Source organism: Amycolatopsis magusensis (assembly GCF_017875555.1).
GTDB lineage: Bacteria > Actinomycetota > Actinomycetes > Mycobacteriales > Pseudonocardiaceae > Amycolatopsis > Amycolatopsis magusensis.
Genome location: NZ_JAGGMS010000001.1, coordinates 1274890 through 1290630 on the forward strand (window position 1 = coordinate 1274890; position 15741 = coordinate 1290630).

General features: G+C 70.2%; 14 protein-coding genes and 1 tRNA gene. 14 read left to right on the forward strand and 1 reads right to left on the reverse strand.

All coding sequences use genetic code 11. The features are described 5' to 3' along the window. Positions 1-153 precede the first annotated feature (153 nt). The 7 genes from JOM49_RS06085 (at position 154) to JOM49_RS06115 (ending at position 5747) form a co-directional block, all read left to right on the forward strand. Positions 154-528 carry an FKBP-type peptidyl-prolyl cis-trans isomerase gene (locus tag JOM49_RS06085; protein ID WP_209663373.1) on the forward strand — a complete coding sequence of 125 codons (375 nt, stop codon included), beginning with the start codon at positions 154-156 and terminating at the stop codon, positions 526-528. Positions 529-574: 46 nt separating this feature from the next. After that, complete coding sequence (locus JOM49_RS06090) at positions 575-880, forward strand: hypothetical protein (protein WP_209663374.1); 306 nt, start codon at positions 575-577, stop codon at positions 878-880. After that, on the forward strand, positions 877-1698 hold the full coding sequence (locus tag JOM49_RS06095; RefSeq protein ID WP_209663375.1) for a hypothetical protein: 822 nt from the start codon (positions 877-879) through the stop codon (positions 1696-1698). The genes JOM49_RS06090 and JOM49_RS06095 overlap by 4 nt, the downstream gene beginning before the upstream one ends. A 106-nt stretch (positions 1699-1804) precedes the next feature. Beyond that, complete coding sequence (locus JOM49_RS06100; RefSeq protein WP_209663376.1) at positions 1805-3931, forward strand: serine/threonine-protein kinase; 2127 nt, start codon at positions 1805-1807, stop codon at positions 3929-3931. A gap of 42 nt (positions 3932-3973) precedes the next feature. Further along, a complete protein-coding gene (locus JOM49_RS06105) occupies positions 3974-4603 on the forward strand; it encodes a hypothetical protein (RefSeq protein WP_209663377.1) in 630 nt (209 codons plus the stop codon). Next, positions 4600-4944, forward strand: a complete 345-nt coding sequence (locus tag JOM49_RS06110; RefSeq protein WP_209663378.1) for a hypothetical protein — start codon at positions 4600-4602, stop codon at positions 4942-4944. Before JOM49_RS06105 ends, JOM49_RS06110 begins: the two co-directional genes overlap by 4 nt. 11 nt (positions 4945-4955) lie before the next feature. After that, positions 4956-5747 carry a hypothetical protein gene (locus JOM49_RS06115; RefSeq protein WP_209663379.1) on the forward strand — a complete coding sequence of 264 codons (792 nt, stop codon included), beginning with the start codon at positions 4956-4958 and terminating at the stop codon, positions 5745-5747. Positions 5748-6001: 254 nt separating this feature from the next. On the opposite strand, the gene JOM49_RS06120 is transcribed toward JOM49_RS06115, so the two are convergent. Beyond that, a tRNA-Leu gene (locus JOM49_RS06120) sits at positions 6002-6084 on the reverse strand. A 133-nt stretch (positions 6085-6217) separates the two neighbouring features. Here JOM49_RS06120 and JOM49_RS06125 point away from each other — a divergent pair. The 7 genes from JOM49_RS06125 (at position 6218) to pknB (ending at position 15733) form a co-directional block, all read left to right on the forward strand. After that, positions 6218-7495 carry an FHA domain-containing protein gene (locus JOM49_RS06125; RefSeq protein WP_209663380.1) on the forward strand — a complete coding sequence of 426 codons (1278 nt, stop codon included), beginning with the start codon at positions 6218-6220 and terminating at the stop codon, positions 7493-7495. 102 nt (positions 7496-7597) lie between these two features. Beyond that, positions 7598-8065 (forward strand): FHA domain-containing protein FhaB/FipA, encoded by a 468-nt coding sequence (locus JOM49_RS06130; RefSeq protein WP_209663381.1) that lies wholly within the window; start codon positions 7598-7600, stop codon positions 8063-8065. Further along, positions 8062-9501 carry a PP2C family protein-serine/threonine phosphatase gene (locus JOM49_RS06135; RefSeq protein ID WP_209663382.1) on the forward strand — a complete coding sequence of 480 codons (1440 nt, stop codon included), beginning with the start codon at positions 8062-8064 and terminating at the stop codon, positions 9499-9501. The genes JOM49_RS06130 and JOM49_RS06135 overlap by 4 nt, the downstream gene beginning before the upstream one ends. After that, positions 9501-10949 (forward strand): FtsW/RodA/SpoVE family cell cycle protein, encoded by a 1449-nt coding sequence (locus JOM49_RS06140; protein ID WP_209663383.1) that lies wholly within the window; start codon positions 9501-9503, stop codon positions 10947-10949. Before JOM49_RS06135 ends, JOM49_RS06140 begins: the two co-directional genes overlap by 1 nt. Continuing rightward, positions 10946-12415 carry a penicillin-binding transpeptidase domain-containing protein gene (locus JOM49_RS06145; protein WP_209663384.1) on the forward strand — a complete coding sequence of 490 codons (1470 nt, stop codon included), beginning with the start codon at positions 10946-10948 and terminating at the stop codon, positions 12413-12415. Before JOM49_RS06140 ends, JOM49_RS06145 begins: the two co-directional genes overlap by 4 nt. 4 nt (positions 12416-12419) lie before the next feature. Next, positions 12420-13769: a serine/threonine-protein kinase gene (locus JOM49_RS06150; protein ID WP_209663385.1), complete on the forward strand. Its 1350-nt coding sequence runs from the start codon at positions 12420-12422 to the stop codon at positions 13767-13769. Beyond that, positions 13766-15733: a Stk1 family PASTA domain-containing Ser/Thr kinase gene (pknB, locus tag JOM49_RS06155; RefSeq protein ID WP_209663386.1), complete on the forward strand. Its 1968-nt coding sequence runs from the start codon at positions 13766-13768 to the stop codon at positions 15731-15733. The genes JOM49_RS06150 and pknB overlap by 4 nt, the downstream gene beginning before the upstream one ends. Positions 15734-15741 lie beyond the last annotated feature (8 nt).

The window sequence follows — 15741 nt, forward strand, 5'->3', positions numbered from 1 at the left end:
GACGGTGTGACGTGCAGCACGGTACGCAGGCGGAGGGCTGTTTGTGAATACCTCTCACATTGTGTCGTCCCGACGGAGTATCGCCACCTGCGGCGCGGACCACGGCCATCGCCTACCGTGGGTCCTCATCGAACGAACAGGGAGGAACGCGGTATGGCACTGGAGAAGCCCGAGGTCGACGCCCCGGAAGGGGCCCCGCCCGCCGAGCTGACGGTGGTCGACCTCACCGAGGGCGACGGTCCCCAGGCGCAGGCCGGGAGCACGGTCTCCGTGCACTACGTGGGGGTCGCGTACTCCACCGGTGAGGAGTTCGACGCCTCGTGGAACCGCGGGCAGACGCTCGACTTCCCGCTCGGCGCCGGTTACGTCATCCCCGGCTGGGACCAGGGCGTGGCCGGGATGAAGGTGGGCGGGCGACGCCGCCTGACCATCCCGCCGCACCTGGGCTACGGCGACCGCGGGGCCGGCGACAAGATCAAGCCGGGCGAGACGCTCATCTTCGTGGTGGACCTCGTCGGCGTGCGCTGAGCTTTCCGCTTCGGCGGCGGTCAGCGGCGCGGTAGGCTTTCCGACCGTGCTGCTGACCGAGTTCTGCACCCGGTTGCCCGAGTTGCGCCGACGGCTCAAGGACGGCGATCGGGTTCTGGTCGAGCAGGCGGTGCTCGCCGCACGCGACGGGAAACCGGTCGACGCGAAGGTTTCCCAGTTGCTCGGCCCCGGCGTGCAGCTGACCGAGGTGTACGGCCCGTCCACCGGCGTCAACGGCGCTTTCCTTTGTCCCACCGGCAAATGCGGCCGGGTCGTCTACCGCCGCGCTGGTGACGAGCTGCCCGTCTGCCCGCTGTTCGAGCGGGATCTGCGGTTCGTGGCCGACGGATGATCGTCACCACGCTGGTCACCGAATTCGGCAAGAAGGCCGCCGAGCGCTGGCTCGCCCTGCTCGCCGTGCCGGGACTGGTGTTCACCGGCTTCGCGGTGGTCGCCGTGCTGCTGGGGCACGCGCGGTGGGCCGAGTTCGGCTCGATCGGCGCCCGGCTGTCGGGGTGGTCCGACGGCACCACGCGAACGTTGCTGGTGGCGATCCTCGTGGTGGCCGCCGCGGCGGCGGCCGGTTATCTCGCGCAAGCGCTCGGCGGCGGCGTGGAAAACCTGCTCACCGGGCAGTGGTCCCGGCTCGGCCGTTCACTCGCCACCTCGCTGACCGCCCGCCGCCGTGAGCGGTGGGACGCGCTGAACGACGGCGAGCACAACGAGGAACGCAACCGCTTCGCACTGAGCCCGCCGATCCGCCCGACCTGGATCGGCGACCGGCTGTGCGCGCCCGCGGTCCGCGTCCGGCAGGACTACGGGCTCGACCTGGCCAGCACCTGGCCGCGACTTTGGCTCCTGTTGCCGGATTCCATGCGCGAACCACTGGCCGCCGCGCGCGCCCGGTTCGACGCCGCCTGCGCGCTGGGCGGCTGGTCGCTGCTGTACCTGGCGCTCGGGGCGTGGTGGTGGCCGTCGGCGGTGGTCGGCGTCGCGCTCACCCTGACCAGCTGGCGCCGCGCCCGATCCGCCGCCGCGGGGTACGCCGACCTGGTCGAATCCACCGTCGACGTGCGCCGCGACGAGCTGATCCGCCATTTCGCCCGCGACCCGGAGATCGGCCGCGTGCAGGGCCTCGACCTGACCGAACGGTTCCGCAAGGGCACCTGACGTGTGAAGAACCTTGTTCGGCGAGGGATCCGGCAGTACCTTCGGTGCGTCACATGTGACAAGGGGCTGAGCACTGTCACATGTGCCTGATCGAGGGGGCTGTTGCATGACATCACCGGACTGGATGCTGCCGGGATTCACCGAACTGGCGCGGCTGGGCGAAGGGTCGTTCGGGCGCGTGGTGCTGGCGCGGCACGACCAGTCCGGCATCGAGGTGGCGATCAAGTACCTGTTCGCCCGGCACCTGGGCGATCCCGAGCACGTGGCCCGCTTCCGCGAGGAGGCCCGGCAGGCCGCGCGGGTGATCAGCCCGCACGTCGCCCGGCTGCACGAATTCGTCGAACGGCCCGAGGGCGCGGCGATCGTGATGGAGGCCGTGCCGGGGGTGTCGCTGAAGGCGGTGCTGGCCGAAGGGCCGCTCGAACCGGAAGCCGCGCTCGCCGTGTTGAAGGGGTCGCTGCTCGGGCTCGCCGCCGCGCACGCGGTCGGCACCGTGCACCGCGACTACAAACCGGACAACGTGCTCGTCGGCGCCGACCGGCAGAGCAAGCTCGTCGACTTCGGCCTGGCCGTGCTGGCCGGGTCCACCGGCGTCCCGGCTGGCACGCCCGCGTACATGGCGCCCGAGCAGTGGTCCTACTCCGTCGCCACGCCGTCGACCGACGTCTACGCGGCCACCTGCGTGTTCTTCCAGTGCGTCACCGGGGAACGGCCGTACGCCGCCGACGATTCGACCGTGCTGCGGGATCTTCACGAGTACGCGCCGATCCCGTTCGGTGCGGCACCGGAACCCATCCGCGAGCTGATCCGCCGTGGCATGGCGAAGAAACCGGAGCAGCGGCCGGGCAACGCCGCCGAGTTCGTGTCCGAAGTGGAGCGTGCGGCCCGCGCGGGTTACGGCGACGACTGGGAAAACCGCGGCCTGGCGCGGCTGGCCGGTCGAGCCGCCGCGGTGATGGCGCTCTCGCCGGTGGCCCTGCTGGCGGCCGCCGCGCACCTCGCGCCGGCCACCGGGGCGCTGGCGGGCAGCGGCACCGCGGCCACCGTCGGCGCGGGCGCCGGCAAGGCCGTTCTCGGCACCACCACGGCGAAAGTGGTCGCCGGGGTGGCCACGCTCGCGGTACTCGCCGGGACCGGTGCCGCGGTGCTCATCGCCAACCAGGACGACGCGCCACCGCCGCCGGAGCCCACGCCGATCGCCGCACCCGCGCAGCCCGGCCCCGATTTCGCCATCCGCACCACCACCAGGGCCGTGGAGGGCACGCCGATCTCGGTGGAGGTCCAGCACGGCCAGGTGACCGGGCTGCCGGACGCGGACGTCGAGCGCAAGGTCAACGAAGCGCTGCGGCAGCCGGACGAGCGGTTCGGCGGTTACCTGCTGACCTCGTACGGCCCGGATACTTCCCCGGATTCGAAGGGCACGGCCGAATTCCGGATGCGGGGACCGCGGCTGGTCTCGCTCAGGCACGACTTCAGCAACCCCGGCTCGGGCGCGAGCGTGTCGCCGATGTCGGTGACCGTCGACCTGGAAACCGGCGCGATCGTGGAGATCACGGACTTCTTCGCCGATGTCACCGATTCCGGCGCGCAGCGGCTGCAGGAGCGGATCGCCGGGCGGATCGCCGACTGCCCCGACGTGGAACCGTTCTCCGCCGACAGCTTCCGCGCGGTCCGCAGCGCACCACCGGTGGTGCAGCCGATCGCCGCCGCCGACGGCCTCGACCTGATGCTGAACCTCGGGCGGGCCTGCGGGGTCCGCGAGGTGGTCGTGCCCTACGCCGAATTCGCCGACCTGCTCGGCCCGGCGTTCACCGCGAAACTGCCGCCGGGCACCGTGCCCGCCCCGCAGGCGCCGCCGAAGAGCTCGTCGAAACCGGCGGCGGGTGGTGAATCGGTGCCGCAGACGCCCGAGGGCGCGGCGATCGTGCTCGAGCGGTACTTCCACGCCACGGCGGCGAAGGACCTGGACGTGGTGTGCGAGATCAGCAGGCCCGCGTGGGAATCGGAAGGCGACCTCGCCAGTTGTGTCGAGGCGTTCACCGCGCTTTTCGACTACCTCACCCCGCAGGAAATCACCGAGGCGAGGAACGCGAAGGTCGATCCGGCCAAGCTCCGGAAGGATGGCCCGACCCGGATCCACGCGCCGAAGGCCGCGTTGGCGAACATCACCGGCGTCGACCCGAAGGGCTTCACCCTGGAGTGGCGCGGCAACTCGTGGTTCATCATCGCCTGAGCCAACTGTTTCAACTGTTTTGACGGTCAGAGGGGGAATGTCATGAGGGACGAAGAAGGCTGGAGCCTCACGGATGCGTGGGACTACGGCGACGAGCCCGCGGCCGCGCCGGAACCGGTGCGCCAGGAAGCACTCGTCACGGTCACCGGCGACCGGGTGCGGCTGGCCGCGGACTGGCGGGACCGGGTCGACCCGCGTTCGCTGCACACCGAAGTGCTCACCGCGGTGCAGACGGCCGCGATCACGGTGACGGCACCCGCACGCGAACCGGTGCGCCCGGATCCGGATACGAGCCCGATCACCCCGACCGACGCGCTGCGCCTGCTCGACGCCGTGCAGGCGGATCTCGACGCGTTCGCCCGCCAGGTCGTGGCCTTCGACGACCGGCCGGAGTGGGTGGACAGCCGGGGCGGGCACGCCGCCGGATCCAGCGTCCACGGCCAGGTCCGCGAGTTCGAAATCGACGCGAAGTGGGCGCGCAGCGCGCCGAACGCCGAGATCGAAGAGGAACTGAGCGACGTGCTGACCCAGTTGCGCCGCAAGGACGACAGCAGCGAACTGATCCACGGTCCGCGAACCTCCGCCGTCGCCGAACTGCGTGCCCTCACCGCCGATCCGCAGGCGCTGCTGCGCCGGGTCGGCCTCCTGCCCGCGAAGGGACCGACGGCGTGACCGCGGAGAAGTTCGACCCGAACAAGCCGAGCGCGCGCGACATCCAGGTGGCGCTCGGCGACCTCCGGCACGACGCCGGCGTCTGGGACCACGCGGCGAAACTGCTCGCCACCCCGCGTCAGTCCGCGCAGGGCCTGGCGCTGAAGAAGGGCGCGCTCGGCTACGTCGGCGAGCCGACCGGCCTCGACGAAGACGTGGAAGCCGCCAGGAAGCAGCTCGCCGGAATGCTCACGCAGGCCGAGGCCTACTTCGGCACGATCGCCGCCGCCCTGCGCAAGGCGGCGAACGCCTACGAGGCGGACGAACGCGACCACCTGCACGAACTCCACAAGTACTACTGAGGGGCCTTCCGATGGACATGCTGGTGACGCCGAACGTGGATCGCGTGCTGCGGGAGGCCTGCGGTTACCGCGAAAAGGTGGAGAAGGAGCTCGACGCGTTCGTCCGGGAGGTGCACAAGCAGATCGCGCAGTTCCCCGACCTGCTGGAGAAGCTGCTCCAGCCCGCCAAGAGGCAACTGGCCGCGCTGGAAGCGATGATCAAGCAGCTGAAGGACCAGGCCGCACCGTGGTTCGAGAACATGGGCTCACCATCGGCCCTGCGCGAAGCCGCTGATGGCTGGAGCGAGCTGGTCAACACCAAGGTCTCCGCCATCTCCGACGACGAACTGGGCAAGCTGACCGCCGCGCACCGGTGGCACAGCGACGGCGCCACCGCCTACCGGCAGCTGATCCCGGTGCAGCAGAAGAAGCTGGACGAGGTGGCGGACCTGGCCGCCGGACTGCGGGAAAACCTGCGCGGCATGGCGAACGCCGTCGAAAGCTTCTGGACCGCCGTGGGCCTCGGTTACGCCAGTTGCGTCACCGCCGTGCTCGGCATCGTCGGCGCCGCCGCCGTCGGCGGCCCCCTCGGCGGCGCACTGGGGCTCATCGCCCTGGTGTCGGCGGTGGTCAGCGAACTGCTGGACCTGGTCACCGCCGCCGCCGAAGGCCTGCTCGCCCAGTTCCAGACCGCCAAGGACACCCAGGCCGCCCTCACCGAAAGCCTGGCCAACCTCGGCACCACCTGGCCCAAAACCACCACCGACCTGGGCGACGGCTCCATCTCCGACCACGACCGCTCCCACTGGCGCCTGAACCTATGACCCACCCCACACCCGCGCGCCCCCCCAACGCCGATCAACTCCCCACCCACAACAACGAGGCGCTGATCAGCCACGACACGAGGTGACCACTCAACGGAGCCCAGCCACAACACCGCTGGTGAACACACACGAAGAACCACGCTGGTTCAGCAGGAGCTCGCACCGCGGGGGGCTTGGGGGGCTCGGCCCCCCAACAAGACAAGGACAACGGGAAAGGCCCCCGCGGCGAAGCTCGCGGGGGCCTTGAACAAGAGTGGGCGAGGAGGGAGTTGAACCCTCACGTCCTTTCGGACACACGGACCTGAACCGTGCGCGTCTGCCATTCCGCCACTCGCCCGAGTGGTTCACTGCGACAGCGAGAGCAGCCTATCAGGCCGTCTGCGGCGGTTTCAGCGGGGGCCGTGTAGAACCGCCCGCACCCGGATAGGATCGGTGCGGAAGCACAGACGCGTGAGGGGAGGGTTTGCCCGGTGGGCCGCGCTAAGCGTTTTGATCGGCGCCTGGAGGGCCTGGTCGGCAACACCTTCGCGCGCATGTTCGGTGGCAATGTCGTCACTCAGGAAGTGGCGCAGGCACTGGAGCGTGAGAGTGAGGACAACGTTCGTGAGCTGGCCGGAGGCCGTGAGCTCGCGCCCAACCACTACATCGTGTCGCTGGGCCCGACCGATCACGACCGCATGGCCGGTGACGAACAGCGCGTCACCCGTGTGCTCGCCGAAGCGGTGGCGGAGCATCTCGCCGAGCAGGGGTGGGACACCTATGGTGACGTCGTAGTTTCGCTCGAGCGCACCGAGGCGCTGCATACTGGACAGTTCAAGACACGCTCGTCCGTCGATCCCGATGTCAAGGCCAGCGAGATCACGGCCCCCGGCAACGGAAGTCCTGGACGGTCAGCACGACCCAGCAACGCAGGAGACCCAGCAATGAGCCAGCCCCCCGGCTACGGCCAATACGACCAGGGTGACCCGTACGGCCAGCAGGGCCAGTACGGCTACGGACAGCAGGGCCAGCCCGGTTACGACCAGGCCGGCTACGGCGGCCAGCAGCAGGGCGGCTACGACCAAGGTGGCTACGGCGGCGGTCAGCCCGGCTATGACCAGGCGGGCTACGCCGGCGGTCAGCAGCAGCCTGGCTACGACCAGGCCGGTTACGGCGGCCAGCAGCCCGGTTACGACCAGGGCGGTTACGGCGGCGGTCAGCCCGGCTACGACCAAGGCGGCTACGCCGGTCAGCAGCCCGGCTATGACCAGGGCGGCTACGGCGGCGGCCAGCCCGGCTACGACCAAGGCGGCTACGCCGGTCAGCAGCCGGGTTACGACCAGGGTGGCTACGCGGGACAGCAGCAGCCGGGGTACGACCAGTACGGCGGCCAGCAGCAGGCGTACGGCCAGCCCGCCGCGCCGGACCCGTACGCGCAGGCCGGTTACCAGCCGCCCGCCACGCAGAGCCCGAACCGCCAGCTCGCCGCGAGCCTGCAGCTCGACGACGGGTCGAACCGCACCTACTCGCTCAAGCAGGGCGGTAACGTGGTCGGCCGCGGGCAGGACGCGGACTTCCGGCTGCCGGACACCGGGGTCTCCCGGCGCCACCTGGAGATCACCTGGGACGGGCAGAGCGCCACGCTGGCCGACATCGGGTCCACCAACGGGACCACGGTGAACGGCACCCCGGTGCAGACCTGGCAGCTGGCCGACGGCGACGTGATCAGGGTCGGTCACTCGTCCCTGGTGTTCCGCACCCAGGGCTGACGTAGGCCCCGTCCGAGCGCTCCCGCAGAATGAGAGTCCGCGGGAGCGTTGCGACGTACCCGCGTCGCCGCACGAAGCCGTACTGAGGAGCTGACACACAAGGTGCCAGAGCTGGTCGTTCAACTGACCAGGGTGGGATTTCTCGTCCTGCTCTGGCTGTTCGTGCTGGCCGCGCTGCGGGTGGTCCGCTCCGACCTCTACGCGGCGTCGGGCCTGCGGGTGGCGCTGCCCAGCCTGCGCCGGAACAAGGAGAAGGCGAAGCCACCGCGTGGCGGGAAGGTGCCCCGGCAGATGGTCGTCACGCACGGCGCGCTGGCCGGCACGCGGATCGCGCTGGACGGCCGCCCGATCCTGATCGGGCGGGCCGACGACTCGACGCTGGTGCTCGACGACGACTACGCCTCGACCCGGCACGCTCGCCTATCACTGCGTGGGGAAGACTGGTACGTGGAAGATCTGGGCTCGACGAACGGGACCTACCTCGACCGGGCTAAGGTCACAGCACCCCTCCGAGTTCCACTCGGGGTCCCCATCCGGATCGGCAAGACGGTGATCGAGCTTCGCCCATGACCCTCGTCCTCCGCTACGCGGCCCGCAGTGACCGTGGCCTGGTGCGATCCAACAACCAGGACTCCGTCTACGCCGGCCCCCGCCTGCTCGCGCTCGCCGACGGCATGGGCGGGCACGCCGCCGGTGAAGTGGCCAGCAAGGTCGTCATCGCCTCACTCGCCCCGCTGGACGACGACGAACCCAGTGACGACCTGCTCTCGCAGTTGCGCGACGCGGTCGCCGCCGGCAACGGCGCGATCGCCGAGCTGGTCGCCAACGACCCCGACCTGGACGGCATGGGCACCACGCTCACCGCGGTGCTGTTCTCCGGTTCGCGGCTCGGCCTGGTGCACGTCGGCGACTCCCGCGCCTACCTGCTGCGCGACGGGCAGTTCACCCAGATCACCCGCGACGACAGCTTCGTCAACGAACTGCTCGAACAGGGCCGCATCACCGAAGAGGAAGCGGCCACCCACCCGCAGCGTTCGCTGCTGCTCAAGGCGCTGACCGGGCACGAGGTGGAACCCAGCCTGACCGTGCGCGAGGCCCGCGCCGGCGACCGCTACCTGGTCTGCTCCGACGGGCTGTCCGGCATGGTCAGCGACGAGACCATGGCCGAGGCCATGCGCATCCCGGACCCGCAGGACTGCGCGGACCGGATGATCGAGCTGGCGCTCAAGGGCGGCGGCACGGACAACGTCACGGTGATCATCGCCGACGTGGTCGACGTCGACTACGGCGAGAACGCGCCGATCGTCGGTGGCGCCGCGGGCGACGGCAGTGACGACTACAACCACCAGGGCGACTCCCCGGCCGCGCGGGCCAGGGCGCTGACCGCGCCCCCGCCCCAGCCGCGGCGCCAGGACTCCGCCCCGCCCCCGGACCCCAAGGCCCGGCGGCGGAAGCTGTTCCGCGTCTTCGGCGTGCTGATCCTCGTGTTGATCGTGCTCGCCGCGGGCACCATCGCGACCAGGTACTGGGTGCTGAGCCAGTACTACGTGGGCGCGGGTGCAAACGACGAGGTCGTCATCTACCAGGGGGTTTCCGGCAGCGTGCTGGGTCTGGACCTGCAGGAGCAGGTGGAGGACTCGTGTGCGCCCGGCGCCAACCTGTGCGACCGGCTGCTGCTGTCCGACCTGCAGGAAGCACCCCGCGAGGACGTGCGCAACGGGGTTCGGATGGACAGCCTGCCCGCGGCCCGCGACTACATCGACTCGCTGTGGGACAAGCGGCTGCCGATCTGCCCCGAGCCCCCGAGCCAGGGCGGCGGCATCCCGGGTGAGGTCCCGGGTTCCGGTGGCGGCCTGATCGGCGGCTTCGGCGCGCAGCAGCAGACCCCGGTCCAGCCGCCGCCGTCCTCGGCGCCGCCGGTCGAACCGTCGTCCGCGCCGGTGGAACCCCCGAGTCCGGATCGCCCGGGGGTGGACTGCCGGCTCGCCACGGGCGGCGTCCGCTGATGGCGCAGCCCACCTCCGATCCCGCCGGTCAGTACGTCACCAATCCCCCGCGTGACCTGCCGACCCGGCGCGGGACGGAACTGGCCATGCTCGGCTTCGCCTCGTTCATCGTCACCGCGGCGTTCATGCTGGTGGAGGCGAACCAGGAGCAGGAGCTGAGCCTCGCCATCCTCTGGTACGGGCTGGCCTACATGGCCATCCTCACCGTGGCGCACCTCGCGGTGCGCCGGTGGGCGCCCTACGCCGACCCGCTGATCCTGCCGTGCGTGGCCCTGCTCAACGGGCTGGGCCTGGTGATGATCTACCGGATCGACCTGGCGCTGACCGAGCGGGCGCTCCAGCTCGGCCGCGACTTCTCGCCGGAAGCGCCGAAGCAGGTGATGTGGACGGTCATCGCGCTGGTGCTGTTCCTCGCCGTGCTGCTCCTGGTCAAGGACCACCGCACGCTCACCCGCTACGCCTACACCTTCGGCCTGGTCGGCATCATCGCGCTGGGTCTGCCCGCGGTGCTGCCCAGCTCGATGTCCGAGGTCAACGGCGCCAAGGTCTGGATCCGGCTCGGTTTCGCGCAGATCCAGCCCGGTGAGTTCGCGAAGATCCTGCTGATGATCTTCTTCGCGTCGTTCCTGGTGTCGAAGCGCGACCTGTTCATGGCCGCGGGCAAGCGGGTGCTGGGGATCGAGCTGCCACGGGCGCGCGACCTCGGCCCGATCCTGATCGCCGCGGTGGCCTGCCTCGGCATCCTGGTCTTCGAGAAGGACCTCGGCACCTCGCTGCTGTTCTTCGGCGTGGTGCTGATGATGTTGTACGTGGCCACCGAGCGGATCATCTGGGTGATCGTCGGCCTCGGCCTGTTCATCGGCGGCGCGCTGATCGCCTTCCAGCTGTTCACCCACGTGCAGACCCGCGTGGCGAACTGGCTGGACCCGTTCGCCGACCCCACCGGCGACGGCTACCAGATCGTGCAGGCGCTGTTCGGGCTCGGCACCGGTGGCGTCGGCGGCACCGGCCTCGGCGCCGGCCGCCCGGAGATGGTGCCCGCGTCGAGCACCGACTTCATCACCGCGGCGATCGGCGAGGAGCTCGGCTTCATCGGGCTCTGCGCGCTCCTGATGGTCTACCTGATCCTGGCGATGCGCGGCATGCGCAGCGCGCTGGCCGTGCGCGACACCTTCGGCAAGCTGCTCGGCGGCGGGCTCTCCTTCGCCATCGTGATGCAGCTCTTCGTCATCGTCGGCGGGGTCACCAAGCTGATCCCGATGACCGGTATCACCACCCCGTTCCTGTCCTACGGTGGTTCGTCGCTGCTGGCGAACTACATCCTGATCGCGTTGCTGCTGCGGATCTCCGATGCCGCCCGCCGCCCGCAGACCAGCGTGAAGCCGCGCCCGCAACCGCAGGCGCCGCTGGCCGAAGCCCATACGGTGATGGTGGAGCGTCCGAAATGAACACACCACTGCGCCGCGTCGGCGTGACCATGCTCGTGATGTTGCTGCTGCTGCTGGTGAACGCCACCTACGTGCAGTTCATCAAGGCCGAGGACTACCGCACCGACCCGCACAACGCGCGCGTGCTGCTGGACGAGTACTCCCGCCAGCGCGGCAAGATCATCGCGGCGGCCAACGGCCAGGTGCTGGCCGGGGTCGAGCCGTCCGACGACAAGTACAAGTTCCTGCGCACCTACCCGGCGGGTCCGATGTTCGCCCCGGTCACCGGCTTCTACTCGATCCGGTACGGCGCCGGCGGCATGGAACGCGCCCAGGACGAGGTGCTCAACGGCTCCGACCCGCGGCTGTTCGTGCGGCGGCTGTCGGACATGGTCACCGGCCGCGACCCGCGGGGCGGGAACGTTGCGCTGACCATCAACCCGGCCGTGCAGAAGGCCGCCTACGAGGGCATGACGAAGAAGGGTTACACCGGCGCGCTGGTGGCGCTGGACCCGAAGACCGGCGAGGTGCTCGCCATGGTCTCCACCCCCTCCTACGACCCGAGCGGGCTCGCCTCGCACGACGGCAAGGAGCAGGAGAAGACCTGGACGGCGCTGGACGCCGACAAGACGAAGCCGATGCTGAACCGGGCCATCTCGGAGACCTACCCGCCCGGCTCCACCTTCAAGATCGTCACCACCGCCGCCGCGCTGGAAGACGGCATGAAGCCCGACAGCCAGGTCACCACCGCGTCCAACGTCAAACTGCCCGGCACCAACGCCGACCTGGAGAACTTCGGTGGCGCCACCTGCCAGGGCAGCACGCTCAAGGACGCGCTGGCCTACTCCTGCAACACCGCCTTCGCCGAGATCGCCGGCAACCTGGGCAAGGACAAGCTGACCGACACCGCGGAGAAGTTCGGCATCGGCCAGGCCGACTTGACCGTGCCGATGCGCGTGGCCCCTTCCGGCCTCGGTGACCTGGCGGGCAAGCCGCAGCTGTACCAGAGCGGCATCGGCCAGCGCGACGTCCGGCTGACGCCGCTGCAGGTCGCGCTGCTGTCCGCGGGCGTGGCCAACGGCGGCACGGTGATGAAGCCGCAGCTGATCAAGTCGCTGCTGGCCCAGGACCTCTCCGAGATGGAGAAGATGAGCCCCGAGGAGCTGACCGGCGACCCGGCGATGTCCTCGGCCAACGCCGGCATCCTGCGCGACATGATGCTGGCCTCGGAAGCCAACACCAAGGGCGGCGGCAAGAACGACGCGCTGAAGATCGCCTCCAAGACCGGCACCGCCGAACACGGCAACGACCCGAAGGCCACCCCGCCGCACGCCTGGTACACCGCCTTCGCGCCGGCCGACGACCCGAAGATCGCCCTCGCGGTGATCGTCGAGTCCGGTGGTGACCGCGGCCTGGCCGCGACCGGTGGCACGGTGGCCGCCGAGATCGGCCGCGCCGCCATCGCCGCCGCGCTCGGGGGTGGATGAGCCGATGCTGTCCACGGGTCAGCTGCTCGCCGAGCGCTACCGGCTCACCAGCCGGATCGCGGTCGGCGGCATGGGTGAGGTCTGGCAGGCCAGCGACACCCGGCTCGACCGCACCGTGGCGGTGAAGGTGCTCAAGGCCGAACTCTCCGGGGACGCGGAGTTCCTGCACCGCTTCCGCACCGAGGCGAGGACCACGGCTTCGCTCAACCACGCCGGCATCGCCGCGGTGCACGACTACGGCGAGACCGTGGCCGACGAGCTGAGCATCGCCTACCTGGTGATGGAGCTGGTGGAGGGCGATCCGCTGGCGGCCATCCTGGCCAAGCAGGGCCGGCTCTCCCCCGAGTTCACCCTGGACCTGCTGGAGCAGGCCGGGCGCGCGCTGCAGGCGGCGCACGAGCGCGGGCTGGTGCACCGGGACGTCAAACCGGGCAACATCCTGGTCACCCCGACCGGCCAGGTGAAGCTGACCGACTTCGGCATCGCCAAGGCCGCCGACGCGGCGCCGGTCACCCGCAACGGCATGGTGATGGGCACCGCCCACTACATCGCGCCGGAGCAGGCGCTCGGCGCGGACGCCGAACCGGCCAGCGACGTCTACTCGCTGGCGGTCTGCGGGTTCGAGTGCCTCACCGGTTACCGGCCGTTCCTGTCGGAGAACGCCGTGACGGTCGCCATGATGCACATCCGCGACATCCCGCCGCCGCTGCCGCCGGACGTACCGCCCGGTCTGCGCGCGCTCATCGAAGCGACGCTGGTCAAGGACCCACGGCAGCGCTACAACAACGGCGGCGAGTTCGCCAACGCCGCCGCCGCGGTGCGTGCCGGGCGGCCACTGCCACCGCCGATCGGGCTCGCCTCCGCCTACGCGCAGGCCGCGGGACAGCAGATGCCGGTAAACTCGCACGCGCCGGTCGGTCCCGTATCGCACCCGGCACTGCAGCCGGTACCGCCGCCGGCGCTTCCACCTGGCCCGACGGCCGGCGTCGGGCCGATGGTCCCACCGCGGCGGCGCAGTCACACGGGGTTGTGGATCCTGCTGGCACTGGTGGTGGTCGCGGTGCTCGTGACGGCCGCGCTGGTGATCCCGAAGCTGCTCAGCGGCTCCGGGCGCGACACACCGTCGGGGAACGTCGAGACCAGCGAACCGGTGGGTGAACCGGGTTACGAGCCGACGGTGCAACGCCCGGCGAAGCCCAGCGAGGGGCCGCCGCACCACACGCCCCAACCGGGGCCGGGTCAGATCGAGGACGGAGACAACGCGACGGAGGGTTCCGTGCGTTCACCCGGAGACGACGGCTTGCCAGGGATGATGGACCCAACATGGATGGAACGGAACGGCACGCACCGATGAGCACACCCCGACTGCTCTCCAATCGTTACGAGCTCGGCGACACGCTCGGCTACGGCGGCATGTCCGAGGTCCACCATGGGCACGACGTGCGCCTCGGCCGCGAGGTCGCCATCAAGATCCTGCGCGCCGATCTGGCCAGGGATCCCCAGTTCCAGGAGCGGTTCCGGCGGGAGGCGCAGAACGCCGCCGCGCTGAACCACCCCGCCATCGTCGCGGTGTACGACACGGGTGAGACGCAGACCGAGTACGGTCCGCTCCCCTACATCGTGATGGAGTTCGTTTCCGGGCGCACGCTGCGCGACATCGTCAAGACCGAAGGTCCGATGACGCAGAAGCGCGCCATGGAGGTGATGGCCGACGTCTGCGCGGCGCTGGACTTCTCGCACCGGCACGGCATCGTGCACCGCGACGTGAAGCCCGCCAACGTGATGATCACCGCCAACGGCGCGGTCAAGGTGATGGACTTCGGGATCGCCCGCGCCATCCACGACGGCCAGGCCGCGATGACGCAGACCGCCGCGGTGATCGGCACGGCCCAGTACCTCTCGCCGGAGCAGGCGCGCGGGGAGTCGGTCGACGCCCGCAGTGACGTCTACGCCGCCGGTTGTGTGCTGTACGAACTGATCACCGGGGAGCCGCCGTTCACCGGTGACTCGCCGGTCGCGGTCGCCTACCAGCACGTGCGGGAGGACCCGAACCCGCCGTCGTCGGTGAACCCGGCGGTGTCGCCGGAACTGGACGCGGTGGTGCTCAAGGCGCTGGCCAAGGGCCCGGCGAACCGGTACCAGTCGGCCGCCGAGATGCGCTCGGACATGGTCCGCACGCTGTCCGGCCAGAACCCGCTCGCGCCGATGGTGATGTCGGAGGACGAGCGCACGCAGGTGATGAACAGCCGTCGCCCGCCGGCCGCCTACGACGACGGGTACGCCGGTGACGGTTACGACGCGGACGCCGAGGACAGGGCCAGACGCAGCAAGCGCAACAAGATCTTCGCCGCGCTCGCCGTGGTCGGCGTGCTGCTCGTGGCCGGGGTGATGTACTTCGCCGGCGTGTTCGACGAGAAGAAGGAACTCGTCGCGATCCCGCCGGTCCAGGGCCAGCAGGAAGCGACCGCGTTCGAGGCGCTGCGCGTGGCCGGCCTGCAGCCGGAGAAGGAACCGGTCATCTGCAAGGCGCCGCAGGCCGGTGCCACGTCGCCGTGCAACAGCGACCAGATCAACAAGGTCGTCGCGACCAACCCGCAGGTGGGTGTCGAGGTGGCCAAGGGCTCGGTGGTGAAGGTGCAGATCGGCACCGCGCCGCAGAAGGTCAAGGTGCCCGACCTGGTCGGCAAGGAGCAGGGCCCGGCGTCCGACGCCGCCAAGGAGGCCGGCTTCGAGATCGACACGAACATCGAAGAGGTCGAGACCAAGGACCCCAGCGAGTACGGCAAGGTCATCGAGCAGAACCCGCGCTCGGGTGTGGAAGCCGAGCAGGGCACCGCGATCAAGCTGACCGTGGGCAAGCGGCCGAACCAGGTGCTCGCGCAGAGCCAGGTCGGCAAGAAGTTCAGCGAGGCGAAGAAGGCCCTGGAGGAGCTGAACCTGAAGGTGACCCGCAAGGACGTCACCTCGGAGAAGCCGAAGGACGAGGTCGTCGCGCAGAACCCGGTCGGCGGCACGGTCGACGAAGGCACCCTGATCACGCTGGAGGTCTCGACCGGGGCCAAGGAGCAGCTCTCCATGCCGGACGTGCAGGGCGCGACCCTGGAGCAGGCGAAGAAGGCGCTCAAGGAAGCCGGCTGGAGCGGTCAGCTGGTGACCCTGGAGGACGAGGTGAACGACGACGACCTGGACGGCCGGGTCACCAACACCGACCCCTCCGGCGGCTCCACGATCACCAAGGACCAGACGATCACCCTGTTCGTCGGAAAACTGAACCGCCCAGGCGGCCCCTCCATCCCCGGCCTCCCCGGCGGTAGTTGACCCCCGGG